Here is a 14,947-nt window from a genome sequence, read left to right on the forward strand (position 1 = left end):
TCAGGCGTTAACGGCGACCAGCGCGCGCTCGAACATGACCAGCGCCTCGGCGACATCCTGTTCGGAGATCACCAGCGGGCAAAGGAAGCGCACGACGTTGCGGTACACGCCGCACTTGATCACCAGCAAGCCCTCCTCCCGCGCCGCATCGATAACGCGCTGCGCCAGGGCGGCATTCGGCTCTTTGCTGTCGCGATCGGTGACGAACTCGACCGCCGCCATCGCGCCGATTGCGCGCACCTGACCGATGCTGCTGAAGCGACCTTCCAGTGCCTTGAAGCCGGTCATCAGCCGCTCGCCGATCGCGCGGCTGCGTTCCACCAGGTTTTCCGATTCGAAGATGCTGATGACTTCCAGTGCCGCGGCGCAGCCGAGTGGGTTGCCGCCATAAGTGCCGCCCAAACCGCCTGGCAACGGTGCATCCATGATTTCGGCGCGGCCGACCACGCCGGAGATCGGCAGACCGCCGGCCAGGCTCTTGGCGACGGTGATCAGGTCAGGCTGGATACCCGAGTGCTGGAAGCCGAACAGCTTGCCGGTGCGACCAAAGCCGGTCTGGATTTCATCGCAGATCAGCACGATGCCCAGCTCCTCGGTCTTCTTGCGCAGGGCTTGCATGAACTCGACAGGCGCGGCGAGGAAGCCGCCATCGCCCTGCACCGGCTCGATGATGATTGCGGCGACGCGGTCGGCCGCAATCTGGGTATCGAATACTTCCTGCAAGGCCGCCAGGGCTTTTTCGGTGGTTACGCCGCGGTACTCGTTCGGGTACGGGGTGTGATAGATGTCCGGCGCCAGCGGGCCGAAATTCTGCCGGTACGGCTGGCTCATGCCCGTCAGGGTCATGCCCATCAGCGTGCGCCCGTGGAAGCCGCCGCGGAAGGCGATCACGCCGGGACGGTTGGTGTGGGCCCGGGCGATCTTGATGGCGTTTTCCACCGCTTCGGCGCCCGTGGTCAGGAACACCGACTTGTAGTGTTCTTCACCGCCCACCAGCTTGTTCAGTTGGGCAGCCAACTCGATGTATTGGTCATAGGCGGCCACCTGGAAGCAGATATGCGAGAACGTCTCCAGTTGCTTGCGCACGGCTTCGACAACGCGCGGGTGGTTGTGGCCGACGTTGAGCACGCCGATGCCACCGACGAAGTCCAGGTACTTCTTGCCCTGGTCGTCCCAGAGGTAGGCGCCGGCAGCGCGGCTTACGGTAATCGGGTGAGCAATAGCAATGCCGTTGGAGACATGCTGTGCACGGGCGGAGACTGGCGGTTTTTGTTGAGAGGACATGGCGTTCACCTTTGTGTGTCAGTGAGCACATGCTATTCAGACCGCCCTGACGCAGATACGTACTCGGCGCAGGAGGATGAGGCGGGTGTTTCACACCCAAAACAGGAACGACAAACCCGAACGGGGAACGTGAAAAAGCCCGCCGGTTATCACCAGGCGGGCTTTTGGGGCGCGACGTTTCTCAAGTGCGGACCGGTTCAGAATTCCTCGCAGACCAACCTGTGCATCTGCGCCGCGACTTGCAGCTTGAAGCGATCTTCCGGGTTATCCAGGGAAATCCCGAGAAGGCTTTCAATGCGCTCGACCCGATAGCGCAAGGTGCTGATATGAATATCCAGTGCCTTCGCGGTATTGAGTAGCTGAAAGCCCTCGCGCGCCAGGCGCAACGCCGTATCGGTGAGCGAGTTGCCACGCTTGGGGTGTTCCAGCGGCACAATCATCCGCTCCAGCAACAACCGCCGGGCATCGGCGTCGCCCATCAGGGCCCGGGGGAAAAGCACTTCATCGAAATCGTGGAGTTTCCCCGGCCGCAATAACGGAAGCAGCGCCGCAACATCCTCGGAACCCAGCGCCATTCCATCCACGCCGCGATGAACCCGACTCACTGCCAGCGCGCTGCCCTCGGTGCGAATGGTTTTCCAGACCGACTCGGGGGCTACTTCGGCGGGTAGCAGGAAGCTGATCTGGGTCAGGGACACCGAAATCAGCGGCGCCACGCTGAAGGTCTGCATCGCCGAGGCGATCCGGTCAGCCAGTTTCGCGCGGCGATTGAAACCCTCGATGGACAGTGGAATGGGCTCGTTGACCAGCACCAGACAGACCCTGTAACTGCGACTCTCACTCCAGCCAGAAGCCCGGGCGCGCTCGATAGCGCTGGGCGTCGCGGAAAACTTGCCTTCCAGCAGACCGGCGACAAAGGCATGACCGAGGCGGGTTTCCTGATCGGACAACTGGCGCTGGTAAGCCAGGTGCAAGGCGGCAATGACCACCGAATGCTCCAGGGCCCGGGTGTCGAGCTCGCCGAATTGATCGGTTTCACCCTCCAGCCACACCACGGCGGCAATCTCCCCGCGCAGCTTGATCGCGCCTCCTAGCCGTGAACCGCCCGGCAAGACCACCGGGGCGTTGTCCTTGAACAATTCGGCAAGACTGTTGTGCGCGGTAAGGTCGCGAATCACTTCACGCTCGTATTCCTCACGGGCCTGCGGGTCGGAACTGCCAAGCAGCGTGCCATCGATGGAAACCACCGTGGCCGTCTTGTCCAGGGCAGCATGCAGCGCCCTGGCGAGACCTTCGAGGTTGTTCATCTCCAGCGCAGCTTCGGTCAGCGTGCGGTGGATCAGGTCCGAGCGGCGGATGGTTTCCGCCTGGATATTGATGATGCGGGCCAGCACGTCGTGCATGATCTCGCTGAACTGGATCTCCCAGGGCAGTTCCAGCAACGGCAAATTGCACCGGTTGGCCTCGTCGATGGCAGCCTGGGTGAAGTGCTCGCGAAAGTGCGGAACCGCCAGCACCACGCCGGCCAGACCGATCTCGCTGAGGCGGCGCACCATGTCGCGGGAGTCTTCATCCGCCTCCGGCCAGTTGTAACCGGTGGTCAGCAGCAACTCACCGGGTTTGAGCCAGTTGGTGATTTCCGGGTGGTCGACGATATGGACCCAGGTGATTTCCCGGTCCATCGCCCCTGCCCCGGCAACCACCGTGGCTTCGCGCAGCACCGTATGTTCAATCGCGACGTCGAGCTTCATTGTCCAGCTTTCCTGAAGGTGTATCGAAAGCGCAGCAGAAGGCGGCCTGTCGTGGAGCGACCATAGCAGCCATCTGCCCTGTCATGAAACGCTAGGAGAGGACCTTTGCCAGATATTCGGCCAAGTGCATTGCTTCGCGGCCACTGACATTACGAATCTGCCCCCGACAACTGAATCCGTCGGCGACCACCGGGGTTTCCTCGGGGATGCGGTCGAGATGCGGCTTGAACTCCTGTTCGCCAATCACCTTGGCAATCGGGGCCGTTTTGGAATGATAGGCGTAGGCGCCCGCGACACCGCAGCAGCCGGCCTGAATCACCTGCCCCTTGCCGCCGAGCTTCTCCAGCACCCCTTGTTCGGCGCCCATTCCGCCGCAGGATTTCTGATGGCAGTGCCCGTGGATCCGCACGTCCTCGTCGAGCACCGGCAGTTCCAGGGCGCGGCTGCGGATGAACTCGCTGAGGGTCATGATCGACTTTTCCAGCTTCTTCGCCCGCACATCGTCCGGGAACAGCCCCGGCATTTCGTCCCGGAACACCGACAGGCAGCTCGGTTCAAGCACGAGCACCGGCATGTTCTCCTGCAGTACCGGTTCCAACTGGTCGAGAATCTGCGCGAGATTGGCCTTGGCCTGATCGATCATGCCCACGTCGTAATAAGGGCGGCCGCAGCAAACGTGGCGCTTCATCAGCTTCACGCTGAAGCCAAGCCGCTCCAGTACCTGTACGCCGGCTTCCAGCACGCTGGGGGTGAAACCGTTATTGAAGCTGTCCACCCACAGCAGTACGTCGGTGCCACGGCTGCTGCCGTCGCTCTTTAGAATCCGCTGCGCCGTCGCGCCGGAGCGGAAGCTTTGCGGCGCGATCTTCGGGAATTTCGCGTCCCTTGCCAGCCCGAGCCAGGCACCTGCCGTGCGCACCAGCGGATTGCCCATGGCGTAGTTCAGCACCGGAGACAATTTGGTGGCATGGGGCAGCCATTCGCCGATGCGGCCGATCATTGCATCCATGACCGGGCGGCGTTTATCCGCGTAGTAACGGTTGAGGAACTCGGTCTTGTAGCGGGCGATGTTCACATTGGTCGGGCAGTCTGTCTTGCAGCCCTTGCAGCTCAGGCACAGATCGAGGGAGTCCTTGACCTCTTCGCTCTGCCAGCCGTCCTCGATCACCTCGCCCTTGAGCAATTCGAAGAACAACCGGGCGCGGCCTCGAGTGGAGTATTTCTCTTCGCGGGTCGCGCGGAAACTCGGGCACATGGTGCCACCGTCCAGCGAGCGGCATTTGCCCATGCCAATGCAACGCTCCGACTCGCGGGCCAGCCCCTTGTTCCCCAGTCGCGCATCGTAGGTGAACTGGCTTTCGACCTCGCGACGGCTGTAGTCAGGGCCCATCCGCAGGTTGGCATCCACCGGCATGGCATGAATGAGCTTGCCCGGATTCATCCGGTTGAGCGGATCCCACAGGGCCTTGAATTCGGCGAAGGCCTGCATGATCGCCGGTGGGTACATGATGTGCAGGTACTCACCCTTGGCCTGACCATCACCATGTTCGCCGGACAGCGAGCCGCCGTAACGCACCACCAGCCGTGCCGCTTCACCAAGGAAGGCACGCCAGTCCTGCACGCCGCTGGCGGATTTGAGGTCGAAGGTAATCCGCGAATGAATACAGCCGTCGCCGAAGTGGCCGTACAGGTTGGTCTTGTAACCGTACTGCCCGACCAGCGCCCTGAATTCCCGCAGGTATTTGCCCAGGTGCTCCGGCTCGACGGCCGCGTCTTCCCAGCCGACCACCGGATCCGGCGCGTTGGGGTCCAGCCCCAGGGACGTCGCGGAGGCTCCGGTTTCGCGAATGGTCCAGATCCGGTTCATCAGGCCCTTGTCCGTCACCAGGCGAGCGCTGGGCTGGCCGGGCAATAGCGGCGCGATGTCCACCGCCCGACGGGCCAGCGCGGTGGCCTCTTCACTCGACAAGGCGCCGAACTCGATCATCAGCCAGGCGTTGCCGGCGGGCAGTTCGGCGATGTCGGCGAGCTTCATGCCGCGTTCTTTCAGGCCGCCGATGATGCCGTCATCCAGCCCTTCCATTGCGATTGGGTTCAGCGGCAGCAATTGCGGGACCGAATCCGCGGCTTCGTAGATTTCCGCGTAACCGAGCACCACCAGGACACGGTGCGTCGGGTTCTTCACCAGCAAGGTTTCCGCCTGCAGGACCGTGACACAGGTCCCCTCCACGCCCACCAGGGCCCGGGCGATATTGAAGCCGTTTTCCGGCAGGAGCTGATCCAGGTTGTAGCCCGAGACACGGCGCTTGAGTTTCGGGAAGCCTTGGCGAATTTCGTCTTCGTAGTGATCCACCAGGTCCTTGAGCCCCTGGACGATCGTTGCACGTTGGCCGCCGGCCTGCAGATGCTCGCGGAAGGTGTCGTCATCCGTGGGACCGACCCAGAAGCGCTCGCCGTCATAGGTCAGCACCTCCAGTCGCTCGATATTCTCGACGGTCTTGCCCGCCATCACCGAGTGCGCGCCGCAGGAGTTGTTGCCAATCATGCCGCCCAGAGTGCAACGGCTATGGGTTGCGGGATCGGGACCGAAGGTCAGCCCGACTTTCGCCGCCTCATCCTTGAGCTGGTCGCAGATAACGCCCGGCTGCACCCGTGCCAGCCGCCGTTCGGCGTCGATGAACGCTATCCCGTGCAAGTATTTCGAGGCATCGATCACCACGGCCGCGTTCACCGCTTGCCCGCACATGGAGGTGCCCGCGCCACGGGGCAGCAACGGCAGCCCCGCGCTCTTGCAAAGGGCGACCGTGGTGACGATGTCTTCGAGGGTTCGCGGAATCACCACGCCGATGGGCAATTGCCGGTAGTTGGACGCTTCGGAGGCGTACACCGCGCGTGTCGCGGCATCGAAGCGGATTTCCGCCGTGGTCTGCGCCTCCAGCTTCTGGCGCAGGTTGAGCAGGATATTGAGGTCAAGGGGGATGGAATTGTTCTTGGTCATGGGGCGAAGCCTTCTCGGTCATCAGCACGGTCGCGTCGATAGGCCGGTACTTTAGGGCGCCAGCCCGGCGTCGCTCTACGACCGCCAGCAACGAAGAACCCTGGCTAACTACCTACTTCAAGAAGGTATCGAGTGTTCAGGCAAAAACGCCGATGGCGCCCCGAAAGGCGCCATCGACGGGCCTTTCGGCCAAGGGAAAACGTGCGTGGTTTCAGCGACTGGACCAGGCCATGAAGCGTTCCTCCAGCGCCTCGCCATGATCCAGCCAGAAATTCACATCCATTTGCAGGGCGTTCTTCATGTTCTCTGGATTGGTCGGCAGGTCTGCCTCCAGGTCCTTGCTGAGCAACGCCGCAGCCGCCGTGTTGGACGGGCCGTAGGCCATTTTCTCGGTGTAGAGCTTTTGCTGCTCGGGGCGCATGGAGAAGGCGATGAAGTCGTAGGCGGCATCCAGGTTCGGCGTGCCTTTGGGAATGGCCCAATCATCGAACTGGTACAGATTGCCGGACCAGACCACCTGCAAATTCGCGCCGCTGGTCTTGGCCGCGTGAATGCGACCGTTGTACGCCGAACTCATCACCACATCACCGGCCATCAGGTATTGCGGCGGCTGTGCGCCGGCTTCCCACCACTGGATGCTGGACTTGATCTGGTCCAGCTTGGCAAAGGCCCGGTCGACACCTTCCGGCGTGGCAAGCAGCTTGTACACCTCGGCTGGCGGAACACCGTCGGCCATCAGCGCGAACTCGAGCGAGCCCCGCGCTGATTTGCGCAGGCTGCGCTTGCCCGGAAACTTCTTGAGGTCCCAGAAATCGCTCCAGCCCTGTGGCGCTTCCTTGAGTTTGTCGGCGTTGTACGCCAGCACATTCGACCAGACGAAGATCCCTAGCCCGCATTCGCTGCGAGTGCCCTCGACCAGCGGGTCCTTGATACCGAGGCGGTCATGGTCCAGCTTCTCGAACAAGCCTTCCTCACAACCACGGGCCAGGTCCGTGTCCTCGACATCCAGCACATCCCAGGACGTACTGTTGGTGCTGACCATGGCTTTGAGCTTGGCCATTTCACCGTTCCATTCGCCGGCCACCACCTTCTTGCCGGAGTGACGCTCGAAGGGCTTGTAAAAGGCCCCGACCTGAGCCTCCTTGCTCGCCCCACCGTAGGAAATAACGGTTACCGAATCCGCAGCAAATCCATTGCCCGAGAGGAATCCACCGCAAACGAGAGCCAGCAGAACTTTGCCATTCATAGCAGCACCTGTTTTTTATCAAACGTTTATTGGTTGGGGCAGCGTTCAAGAAATAGGGGAAAACAGTGAGGCAGCCTTGGAGGTTTTGTTGGTTTCGCGTTTATTGGCGCCTGGGGAAATATAATCATGCGCCCGGCGGGCACCGCTACCGGTGAGAACCATGAACAATGGAAGGAAACCTGATACTTGAACTATGAAGTTCCTCTTGCGAAGCCCTGCACAGGCCCAGAAGACAATCAGAGCCCCACAAACATGAGCCCCACCCTTGACCGCAAACACGTCCGCCTGATTCGCCACGCCGAAAGCGCCGCCAACGCCGGCCTCGTCACCACGGATCCAGACACGATCCCGCTGACCGAAAACGGCCACAAACAGGCCGCCGCGCTCGCTGCTTCCCTCGACCATGCGCCGCAACTGATCGTCTACTCGCCCTTCGACCGAGCACGCATGACCGCCCAGCCCATCATCCAGCGACTCCCGGATGTGCCAACTGCAACCTGGCCCGTCGAGGAGTTCACCTACCTCAGCCCGCGCCGCTTCAATGGCAGCACTCAGGCGCAGCGCAAACCTCAGGCCGATGGTTACTGGGCGCAAGGCGATGCGACGTTTCGGGATGGTGAGGATGCGGAGTCTTTCCGCCAGTTGCTGGACCGTGCCCAAGTTTTGCTGGACCGGCTGGCGCGGCATGAGGCCGGGGACATTCTGCTGGTCAGTCACGGCCAGTTCATTCGTGCCGTGGCCTGGCTGATTCTCTACGGCGATGAGGCAGCAACACCGGCGCGGATGCGCGCGTTTCGCCAGCAGGATGTGGCGGCGCCGTTTGGCAATTGCCAGAGCTATCTGATGGCGTTCGGGCTTGATGGCTGGCGGGTGCTGTACCCGATCAGTGCGGATGGGCTGCCGCAACCCGCCGATCCTTTCTGCAGCGCCCCGTAGAACCTGCGGGGGCCATCGCAATGGCGCCCCGCTCGGCCGTTACTCAGGGTTTGGTTTCAGCGTGATCTTTCGGGGTCACCGGAACGCCGTTGGGGCCGGGGACTACCGGGTCGGTGGCGTCACGGGTGGTGGCGTGCGGATCGACCGAACTGCCGCCATGGGCCGCAGCCAGTTCCCGGGCTTTCTGCAGATGGGTTTTCAGGGTCGGCAAGGTCTGCTCGGCATAGGTGCGCAGCTCCGCATCCTTGCCGTCCTTGGCGTAGTTGGTGAACAGTTTGACCGCCGCTTCGTGGGCGTTGACCTGGTTGTTGGCGTAGGCTTGGTCGAACGACTTGGCTCCGCGCAATTCCAGGATCATCGCCTTGGCCTTGTCGATCAGGTCGGCATCGCTGGAGACTTCGAGTTTCTTGCTCGCTGCCAGTGCCTTGAGTTTGTCGTTGGCCTGGGTGTGGTCCTTGAGCATCATCGCCGCGAACGTCTTCACGTCGCTGGCCGTGCCCTTCTCTTCCGCCAGTCTCGCCGCTTCGACTTCCGCGATGCCTTTGGCCGAAGCGTCCTCGACGAAATCATCGGCGTCCTGGGCCGCATGCACCGCGCCGGCCAGGGTGAATGCCAGAGCGAAACCTGCACTACGCAATAGTGTGTTCATCATTGAATCCTCTTGTCAGTTCCAGATCTGCGTATCACTCACTGATCTGAGCAAGCGGCGCTGACAGAGGTTCATCTTTTTTTCAGGCACCTGGAGACTGAAGCAGCGCTTGTGCGATAGATCATAAAAGTCTACTGTGGATTTATATTCCACAAATGAGCTGATCTTCATGCCAACCAGCGAAGCCATCCGCCTGCCCTCCCTCACACCTGGCACCGAACACCGTCTGTTGAAACACCGCTTCGGCAGCGGCGGGCGCAGCGCCTATATCCAGGCTGGCCTGCATGCGGACGAACACCCTGGCCTGTTGGTGATTCAGCATTTGCTGTCGCGACTGGTGGCGCTGGAAGCCGAGGGCCGTCTCGACGGTACGATCGTTATCGTGCCTTTCGCCAACCCGGTGGGCCTTGGCCAGCAGGTGTTCGGGCAGATGCCGGGGCGCTACAACCTCGCCAACGGCGAGAACTTCAATCGCAATTTCCCCGACATCACCGGCTCGCTCGAACAGGCAATCGACCAATGTGCACTCGAGAAAAATGACGTCGCCGTGTTCAAGACCCTCTTCGCCGCCGCGATGGACATGCCGCCGCCCCTTGAAGCCGTGCAGGCCAACAAGTACTGGCTGCTGCAGGAAGCGCTGAACCACGACATCCTGATCGACCTGCACTGCGACACCTCCAGCATCCTGCACATCTACGCCAACCACGATCAGCGCCAGCGCGCCCTTGATCTTGCTGCGGCAACGGGCGTCGAAGCGGTGTTCCTCGAAGACGAAGCCGGTGGTTTCCCGCTGGACGAGGCTTACGCCAAGGCCTGGAAGACGCTGCACCGCCGGGGCCTGGTGGACACCGCGCACCTGGGCTTTTCCGCCACGTTGGAGCTGCGCGGCCAGGCCGATGTGGAAGACGACATCGCCGCTGCCGACGCCCAGGGCATCCTCGATTTTCTGCAGCACGAAGGCCTGATCAGCGGCGAGCCCGCCACGCCGCTGCGTCACGAACGGATCCAGGTTTATCCGCTGGAAGGCGTCAGCCACCTCAAAGCGCCGGGCACCGGCATCGTCGCCTGGAAGAAACGCATTGGCGAAGCCGTCACCCGTGGCGAACTCATCGCCGAGATCGTCGCGCTGGACCTCGCCCCCGGCGCGGCGCGTCAAGCCGTGACCAGCGATGTCGACGGCATCCTGGTCGCCCGCCATCACATCAAGCTGGCACGCAGCGGCCAGAAGATCGGCATGCTCGCCGGCACCACTCCGTTGCCCGGTCGCCAGACCGGCAAGCTGATGGGGATCTGAACGGTCCCCGCCAACGCACCACCGCTTTCCCCCTCACTACAACAACACCGAGGTATAGCGTTCATGAAACCCGCATTGATGATCGGCACCCTGATGCTGGGCTTTTCCCTGTCTGGCGCCCAGGCCGCGGACAAGGTCCTGAAGATCGGCATCGAGGCCGCCTACCCGCCCTTCGCCTACAAGCAGAGCGACGGCGAACTGGCCGGCTTCGACTACGACATCGGCAACGCCCTCTGCGCGCAGATGCAGGTGCAGTGCAAATGGGTCGAGCAGGAATACGACGGGCTGATTCCGTCGCTCAAGGTGCGCAAGGTCGATGCCATCCTCGCGTCGCTGTCGATCACCGACGAGCGCCGCAAGGCCGTGGACTTCACGCACCCGTATTACCGCAGTGCCGCGCGGCTGGTGATGAAGCGCGGCGCGGTGGTCGGCGATGACCTTTCCGGGCTGCAAGGCAAGCGCATCGGCGTACAGCGCGCCAGCATCCACGACCGTTTCGCCAGCGCCGAACTGCAAGACAAGGGTGTCGAGGTGGTGCGGTACGGCTCGCAGAACGAGGTGTACCTCGACCTGCAGGCCGGGCGCCTGGACGGTACCCTGGCCGACGATGTGATCCTCGACCAGACCTTCCTGAAAAAGCCCATCGGCGAGTCGTTCGCCTTCGTCGGGCCGAAGCTGACCGACCCGAAATACTTCGGCGACGGCATCGGCATCGCCGTGCGCAAGGGCGATGAGGCGTTGTCCGGGCAATTCAACCAGGCCCTGGAGCAACTGCGGGCCAATGGCACCTACCAGGCTATCAACGCGCGCTATTTCGATTTCGATGTCTACGGTGAATAAGCGCCCGGCCTGACCGGCCAACCCCGGGGCGTGGCGAGCCCGACGGCACACCAACTGCTATCATGCCCGCCACTGCCCGATCCAACCCCAAGGACGCTGCCGTCAACCATGAAGAAACTGGACAACTACAAGACCATCGCCGACTGCATCGCCACCCTGCTCTTCCCCCATGCCGAAGTCATCGTCCACGATCTGCACAGCCAGACCGTGGTGCACATCGCCAACAACTTCTCCAAGCGCACCCTGGGTGACGACTCGGCGCTGGACGAGTTGCCCGGCGACTTCGATCAGGTTTCCAGCCTCGGCCCCTATGAAAAACTCAATTGGAACGGCCAGAAGATCCGCTCAATCACCAGCGTGCTGCGCGACGACCAGGACCAACCCGAGGCGCTGCTGTGCATCAATATCAATTTCTCGATGCTCGACCAGGCTCGCGAGGCGCTGAACGCCTTCTTCCAGGTCAGCCGCCTGATTCCGCAGCCCGAAGCGCTGTTCCGCGATGACTGGCAGGAACGCATCAACACCTTCCTGCACGCGTGGATGGCCGAGCGGCAACTGTCGTTGAACACCTTGAGCATGAAAGACAAACGCGCGCTGATCGCGGCGTTGTTCGCCGAAGGCGCGTTCGAAGGGCGCAGTGCCGCCGACTATGTGGCCAACGTGCTGACAATGGGCCGGGCGACGGTCTACAAGTGGGTCAAGGCGCTGCGCGATGCCCCCGTTGGCGAGCGTGGTCTGGCGCAGCCACACGCCTGAAGCTGTTTCTGCGTGCTGCCCCGTGGACAGCACGCCGCCCTCCTTCGCCGGTCAGCCGTTCGCCGCGGCAATCACGCTGATTTCCACACGCATGCGCGGATCGCACAGCGTCGCTTGCACCGTCGCCCGTGCCGGCGCGCTGCCCAGCGGCAGCCACTCATCCCAGACGCCATTCATCGCGGCAAAGTCCGCGTCGATATCCCGTAGATAAATCGTCGCCGAGAGAATCCGGGTTTTGTCCGTGCCGGCTTGGGCCAGCAGGCTCTCGATATTGCGCAACGTCTCGCGGGTCTGGCTCGCAATCCCCCCTTCCAGATCGTTGGCCACCTCGCCGGCCAGGTAAACCGTGCCTTCGTGCTTGACGATGGCGCTCATGCGCGCGTCGGTCAGCAGGCGTTTGATAGTCATGACAGTGCCGCTCCTTGTTCCTGGAAACGCACGGCTGGACGTCAGCCGGCGGGAAGAATCATCCATTTAAATAGATTGATTGTCTACCGTAGACTTTTAGGCTATAAATATTTCCCACCCGGGCACCACCCATGTGACGCCGCGCAGCGTCGCCCTCGTGAGACAACAACAATGACAATTCCCCATGAAACCCCAGCCGCGCGGAATGGCTTCCGCAAGGACATGCAAACCCGCCACCTGGTGATGCTGGCCATCGGCGGGACCATCGGCACCGGGCTGTTCCTCGCCTCCGGCTTCACCGTCAGCCAGGCCGGGCCGCTGGGTGCGGTGATCGCCTACGCCTTGGGCGCCCTGATGATCTATTGCGTGATGACCTGCCTCGGCGAACTCGCCGTGCAGATGCCCGAGACCGGCTCGTTCAGCCACTACGCCAGCCGTTTCATCGGCCCGGCCACCGGCTACACCGTGGCCTGGCTGTACTGGCTGAGCTGGGCCGTGGCCATCGGCTCGGAACTGCTCGGCGCCGGAGTGCTGATGGAACGCTGGATTCCGGGCGTGCCGGTGTGGATCTGGGCCGCGCTGTTCGGGGTGGTGGTCACCGTGAACAACCTGTTCTCGGTGCGCGCCTTCGCCGAAACCGAGTTCTGGCTGTCGCTGATCAAGGTCATCACCGTGCGGGTGTTCATCATCGTCGGCGCCCTGGCGGTGTTCGGTGTGCTCGGCCATACCGACCCGACCAGCACCGGCCTGGCCAACTTCCACCGCGAAGGCTGGTTCCCCACCGGCTTCGGCTCCATCGCCCTGGCCCTGCTCGCGGTAGCCTTCGCGTTCGCCGGCACCGAAGTGATCGGCATTGCCGCCGGCGAGTCGCGCAATCCGCAACGGGACATCCCCCGCGCCCTGCGCGCCACGGTCGTGCGCCTGGTGCTGTTCTTTATCGGCACCATCCTGGTCATCTGCCTGCTGCTGCCGCGGGAACAGGCCGGGCTTTCAGAAAGCCCGTTCGTCACGGTGTTCAGCAACATCGGCATCCCCTACGCCGCCGATGTGATGAACTTCGTGATCATCACCGCACTGATTTCCGCCGCCAACTCCGGCCTCTACGCTGCCGCGCGGATGCTCTGGAGCCTCGGCGACCAAGGCCAGTTGCCGCGTCTGTTCGCCCGCCTGACCCGACGCGGCACACCGGTCAACGCCATCCTGTTCAGCATGCTCGGCGGCGTCGCTGCCTTGATGAGCAGCATCTGGGCTGCCGACACCGTGTACCTGGTGCTGGTGTCCATCGCCGGTTTCGCGATTGTCGCCGTGTGGCTGAGCATCGCCGCCTGCCAGATGCTCTTTCGCCGCACCTGGCTACGCGACGGCGGCCGCCTCGAAGACCTCGCCTATCGGGTGCGCTGGTATCCCTGGGCGCCACTCGGCGCGCTGGTGTCCTGCACCCTGGCCTGCATCGGCATCGCCTTCGATCCGCAACAGCGTATCGCGCTCTACGTGAGCATCCCGTTTATCGCGCTGTGCTACGCCGGCTACTACGCCACCGCGTTGTACAAAAGCCGCCTCGCCCGCCACGAAAACCCCGAGGCACGGCCCGTTGAACTGTGCGAGCGCGCCTGAACCCTGCTTTTATCAACCTGCAACAACCACAAGAGAGCAATCATGAAGATCAAGGAATTCGGCGTCGAAATCTGGATGAACGCCTACGAGAACAAGTGCCGCTACAACCTCGCGGAAACCTGCGTGGAGTCCATCACCCTGGGCCAGTTGCTGGCGTTTGCCGGCAAGCAGGACAGCATCCTCGATGAACTGCTGCCGATGAAAATGACCTACGGTGCCATCGAAGGCTCCGACCGCCTGCGTGATCTGATCGCCTCGCTGTACGACAGCCAGGAACGTGAAAACGTGATCGTCACCCACGGCGCCATCGGCGCCAACGCGCTGGTCTACGAGACCCTCGTAGAGCCCGGCGACCACGTGGTGTCGGTGGCGCCGACCTACCAGCAGCATTACTCGATCCCGGAAAGCTACGGCGCCGATGTCTCGATCCTGCGCCTGCGCGAAGAAAACGCCTTCCTGCCGGACCTCGAAGAACTGCGCGGCATGGTCAACGCCAAGACCCGCGTCATCGCCCTGAACAACCCGAACAACCCGACCGGCTCGTTGATGGACCGTGCGCTGCTGGAGCAGATCGTCGAAATCGCCCGCTCGGTGGATGCCTGGGTGCTGTGCGACGAGGTCTATCGTGGCACTGACCAGCACGGCGACGGCTTTACCGCCTCGGTGGCCGACCTCTACGAGAAAGGCATCAGCACCGCCAGCATGTCCAAGACCTACTCCCTGGCCGGCCTGCGCCTGGGCTGGATCGTCGCCCCGCAAGCGCTGATCCACGCCGTGTCGATCCACCGCGACTACAACACCATCAGCGTCGGCATGCTGGACGACCACTTCGCCGCCATCGCCCTGGAAAACCGTGAGCATATCCTTGCCCGCAGCCGTGCGATCACCCGCGACAACCTGGAAATCCTCGATGCCTGGGTAGCTAATGAACCGCGGGTGTCTTACGTACGGCCGAAAGCGGGGACTACGGCGCTGCTGAAAGTCGACACTGACCTGTCGTCGCGGGATTTCTGCGTGCGGTTGCTGGACGCCAAGGGCGTGATGTTCACCCCGGGCAGCGCGCTGGATATCGAAGGTTATGTGCGCATTGGCTATGCCAATAACGCGGAGGTGCTGAAGGAAGGGTTGGCGTTGGTGTCGGCGTTCCTGCGGGAGATCTGATCGGGCGCTG

General features: G+C 62.6%; 12 protein-coding genes. 6 read left to right on the forward strand and 6 right to left on the reverse strand.

The genetic code is table 11. The features are described from left to right. From gabT to HWV67_RS05830, 4 genes are all read right to left on the reverse strand, one after another. Entirely contained in the window at positions 1–1,284 is a 1,284-nt protein-coding gene (gene gabT / locus HWV67_RS05815) for a 4-aminobutyrate--2-oxoglutarate transaminase (protein ID WP_175650327.1), read from the reverse strand. Positions 1,285–1,481: 197 nt separating this feature from the next. Then, entirely contained in the window at positions 1,482–3,035 is a 1,554-nt protein-coding gene (locus HWV67_RS05820) for a PucR family transcriptional regulator (protein ID WP_175650328.1), read from the reverse strand. A 91-nt stretch (positions 3,036–3,126) separates the two neighbouring features. After that, on the reverse strand, positions 3,127–6,033 hold the full coding sequence (locus HWV67_RS05825) for an FAD-binding and (Fe-S)-binding domain-containing protein (RefSeq protein ID WP_175650329.1): 2,907 nt from the start codon (positions 6,031–6,033) through the stop codon (positions 3,127–3,129). 211 nt (positions 6,034–6,244) lie between these two features. Further along, entirely contained in the window at positions 6,245–7,279 is a 1,035-nt protein-coding gene (locus tag HWV67_RS05830; RefSeq protein ID WP_175650330.1) for an ABC transporter substrate-binding protein, read from the reverse strand. Positions 7,280–7,531: 252 nt separating this feature from the next. On the opposite strand from HWV67_RS05830, the gene HWV67_RS05835 reads away from it, so the two are divergent. Beyond that, positions 7,532–8,215 carry a histidine phosphatase family protein gene (locus tag HWV67_RS05835; RefSeq protein WP_175650331.1) on the forward strand — a complete coding sequence of 228 codons (684 nt, stop codon included), beginning with the start codon at positions 7,532–7,534 and terminating at the stop codon, positions 8,213–8,215. A 43-nt stretch (positions 8,216–8,258) separates the two neighbouring features. Here HWV67_RS05835 and HWV67_RS05840 read toward each other — a convergent pair whose 3' ends face one another. Then, on the reverse strand, positions 8,259–8,864 hold the full coding sequence (locus HWV67_RS05840; protein ID WP_175650332.1) for a DUF4142 domain-containing protein: 606 nt from the start codon (positions 8,862–8,864) through the stop codon (positions 8,259–8,261). 169 nt (positions 8,865–9,033) lie between these two features. Between HWV67_RS05840 and HWV67_RS05845 the strand changes: the two genes are divergently transcribed. From HWV67_RS05845 to HWV67_RS05855, 3 genes are all read left to right on the forward strand, one after another. Next, positions 9,034–10,158, forward strand: a complete 1,125-nt coding sequence (locus HWV67_RS05845) for a succinylglutamate desuccinylase/aspartoacylase family protein (protein ID WP_175650333.1) — start codon at positions 9,034–9,036, stop codon at positions 10,156–10,158. Positions 10,159–10,221: 63 nt separating this feature from the next. Beyond that, positions 10,222–10,998: an ABC transporter substrate-binding protein gene (locus tag HWV67_RS05850; protein WP_175650334.1), complete on the forward strand. Its 777-nt coding sequence runs from the start codon at positions 10,222–10,224 to the stop codon at positions 10,996–10,998. 108 nt (positions 10,999–11,106) lie between these two features. Continuing rightward, complete coding sequence (locus HWV67_RS05855; RefSeq protein WP_175650335.1) at positions 11,107–11,754, forward strand: helix-turn-helix transcriptional regulator; 648 nt, start codon at positions 11,107–11,109, stop codon at positions 11,752–11,754. A gap of 51 nt (positions 11,755–11,805) precedes the next feature. Here HWV67_RS05855 and HWV67_RS05860 read toward each other — a convergent pair whose 3' ends face one another. Beyond that, positions 11,806–12,162: a RidA family protein gene (locus HWV67_RS05860; protein WP_175650336.1), complete on the reverse strand. Its 357-nt coding sequence runs from the start codon at positions 12,160–12,162 to the stop codon at positions 11,806–11,808. A gap of 171 nt (positions 12,163–12,333) precedes the next feature. On the opposite strand from HWV67_RS05860, the gene HWV67_RS05865 reads away from it, so the two are divergent. After that, a complete protein-coding gene (locus HWV67_RS05865; protein ID WP_256680013.1) occupies positions 12,334–13,776 on the forward strand; it encodes an amino acid permease in 1,443 nt (480 codons plus the stop codon). A 42-nt stretch (positions 13,777–13,818) separates the two neighbouring features. Beyond that, positions 13,819–14,937: an aminotransferase gene (locus tag HWV67_RS05870; RefSeq protein ID WP_175650337.1), complete on the forward strand. Its 1,119-nt coding sequence runs from the start codon at positions 13,819–13,821 to the stop codon at positions 14,935–14,937. Positions 14,938–14,947 lie beyond the last annotated feature (10 nt).

This window comes from Pseudomonas sp. Marseille-P9899 (assembly GCF_903166565.1).
In the GTDB taxonomy this organism is placed as follows: Bacteria; Pseudomonadota; Gammaproteobacteria; order Pseudomonadales; family Pseudomonadaceae; genus Aquipseudomonas; species Aquipseudomonas huaxiensis.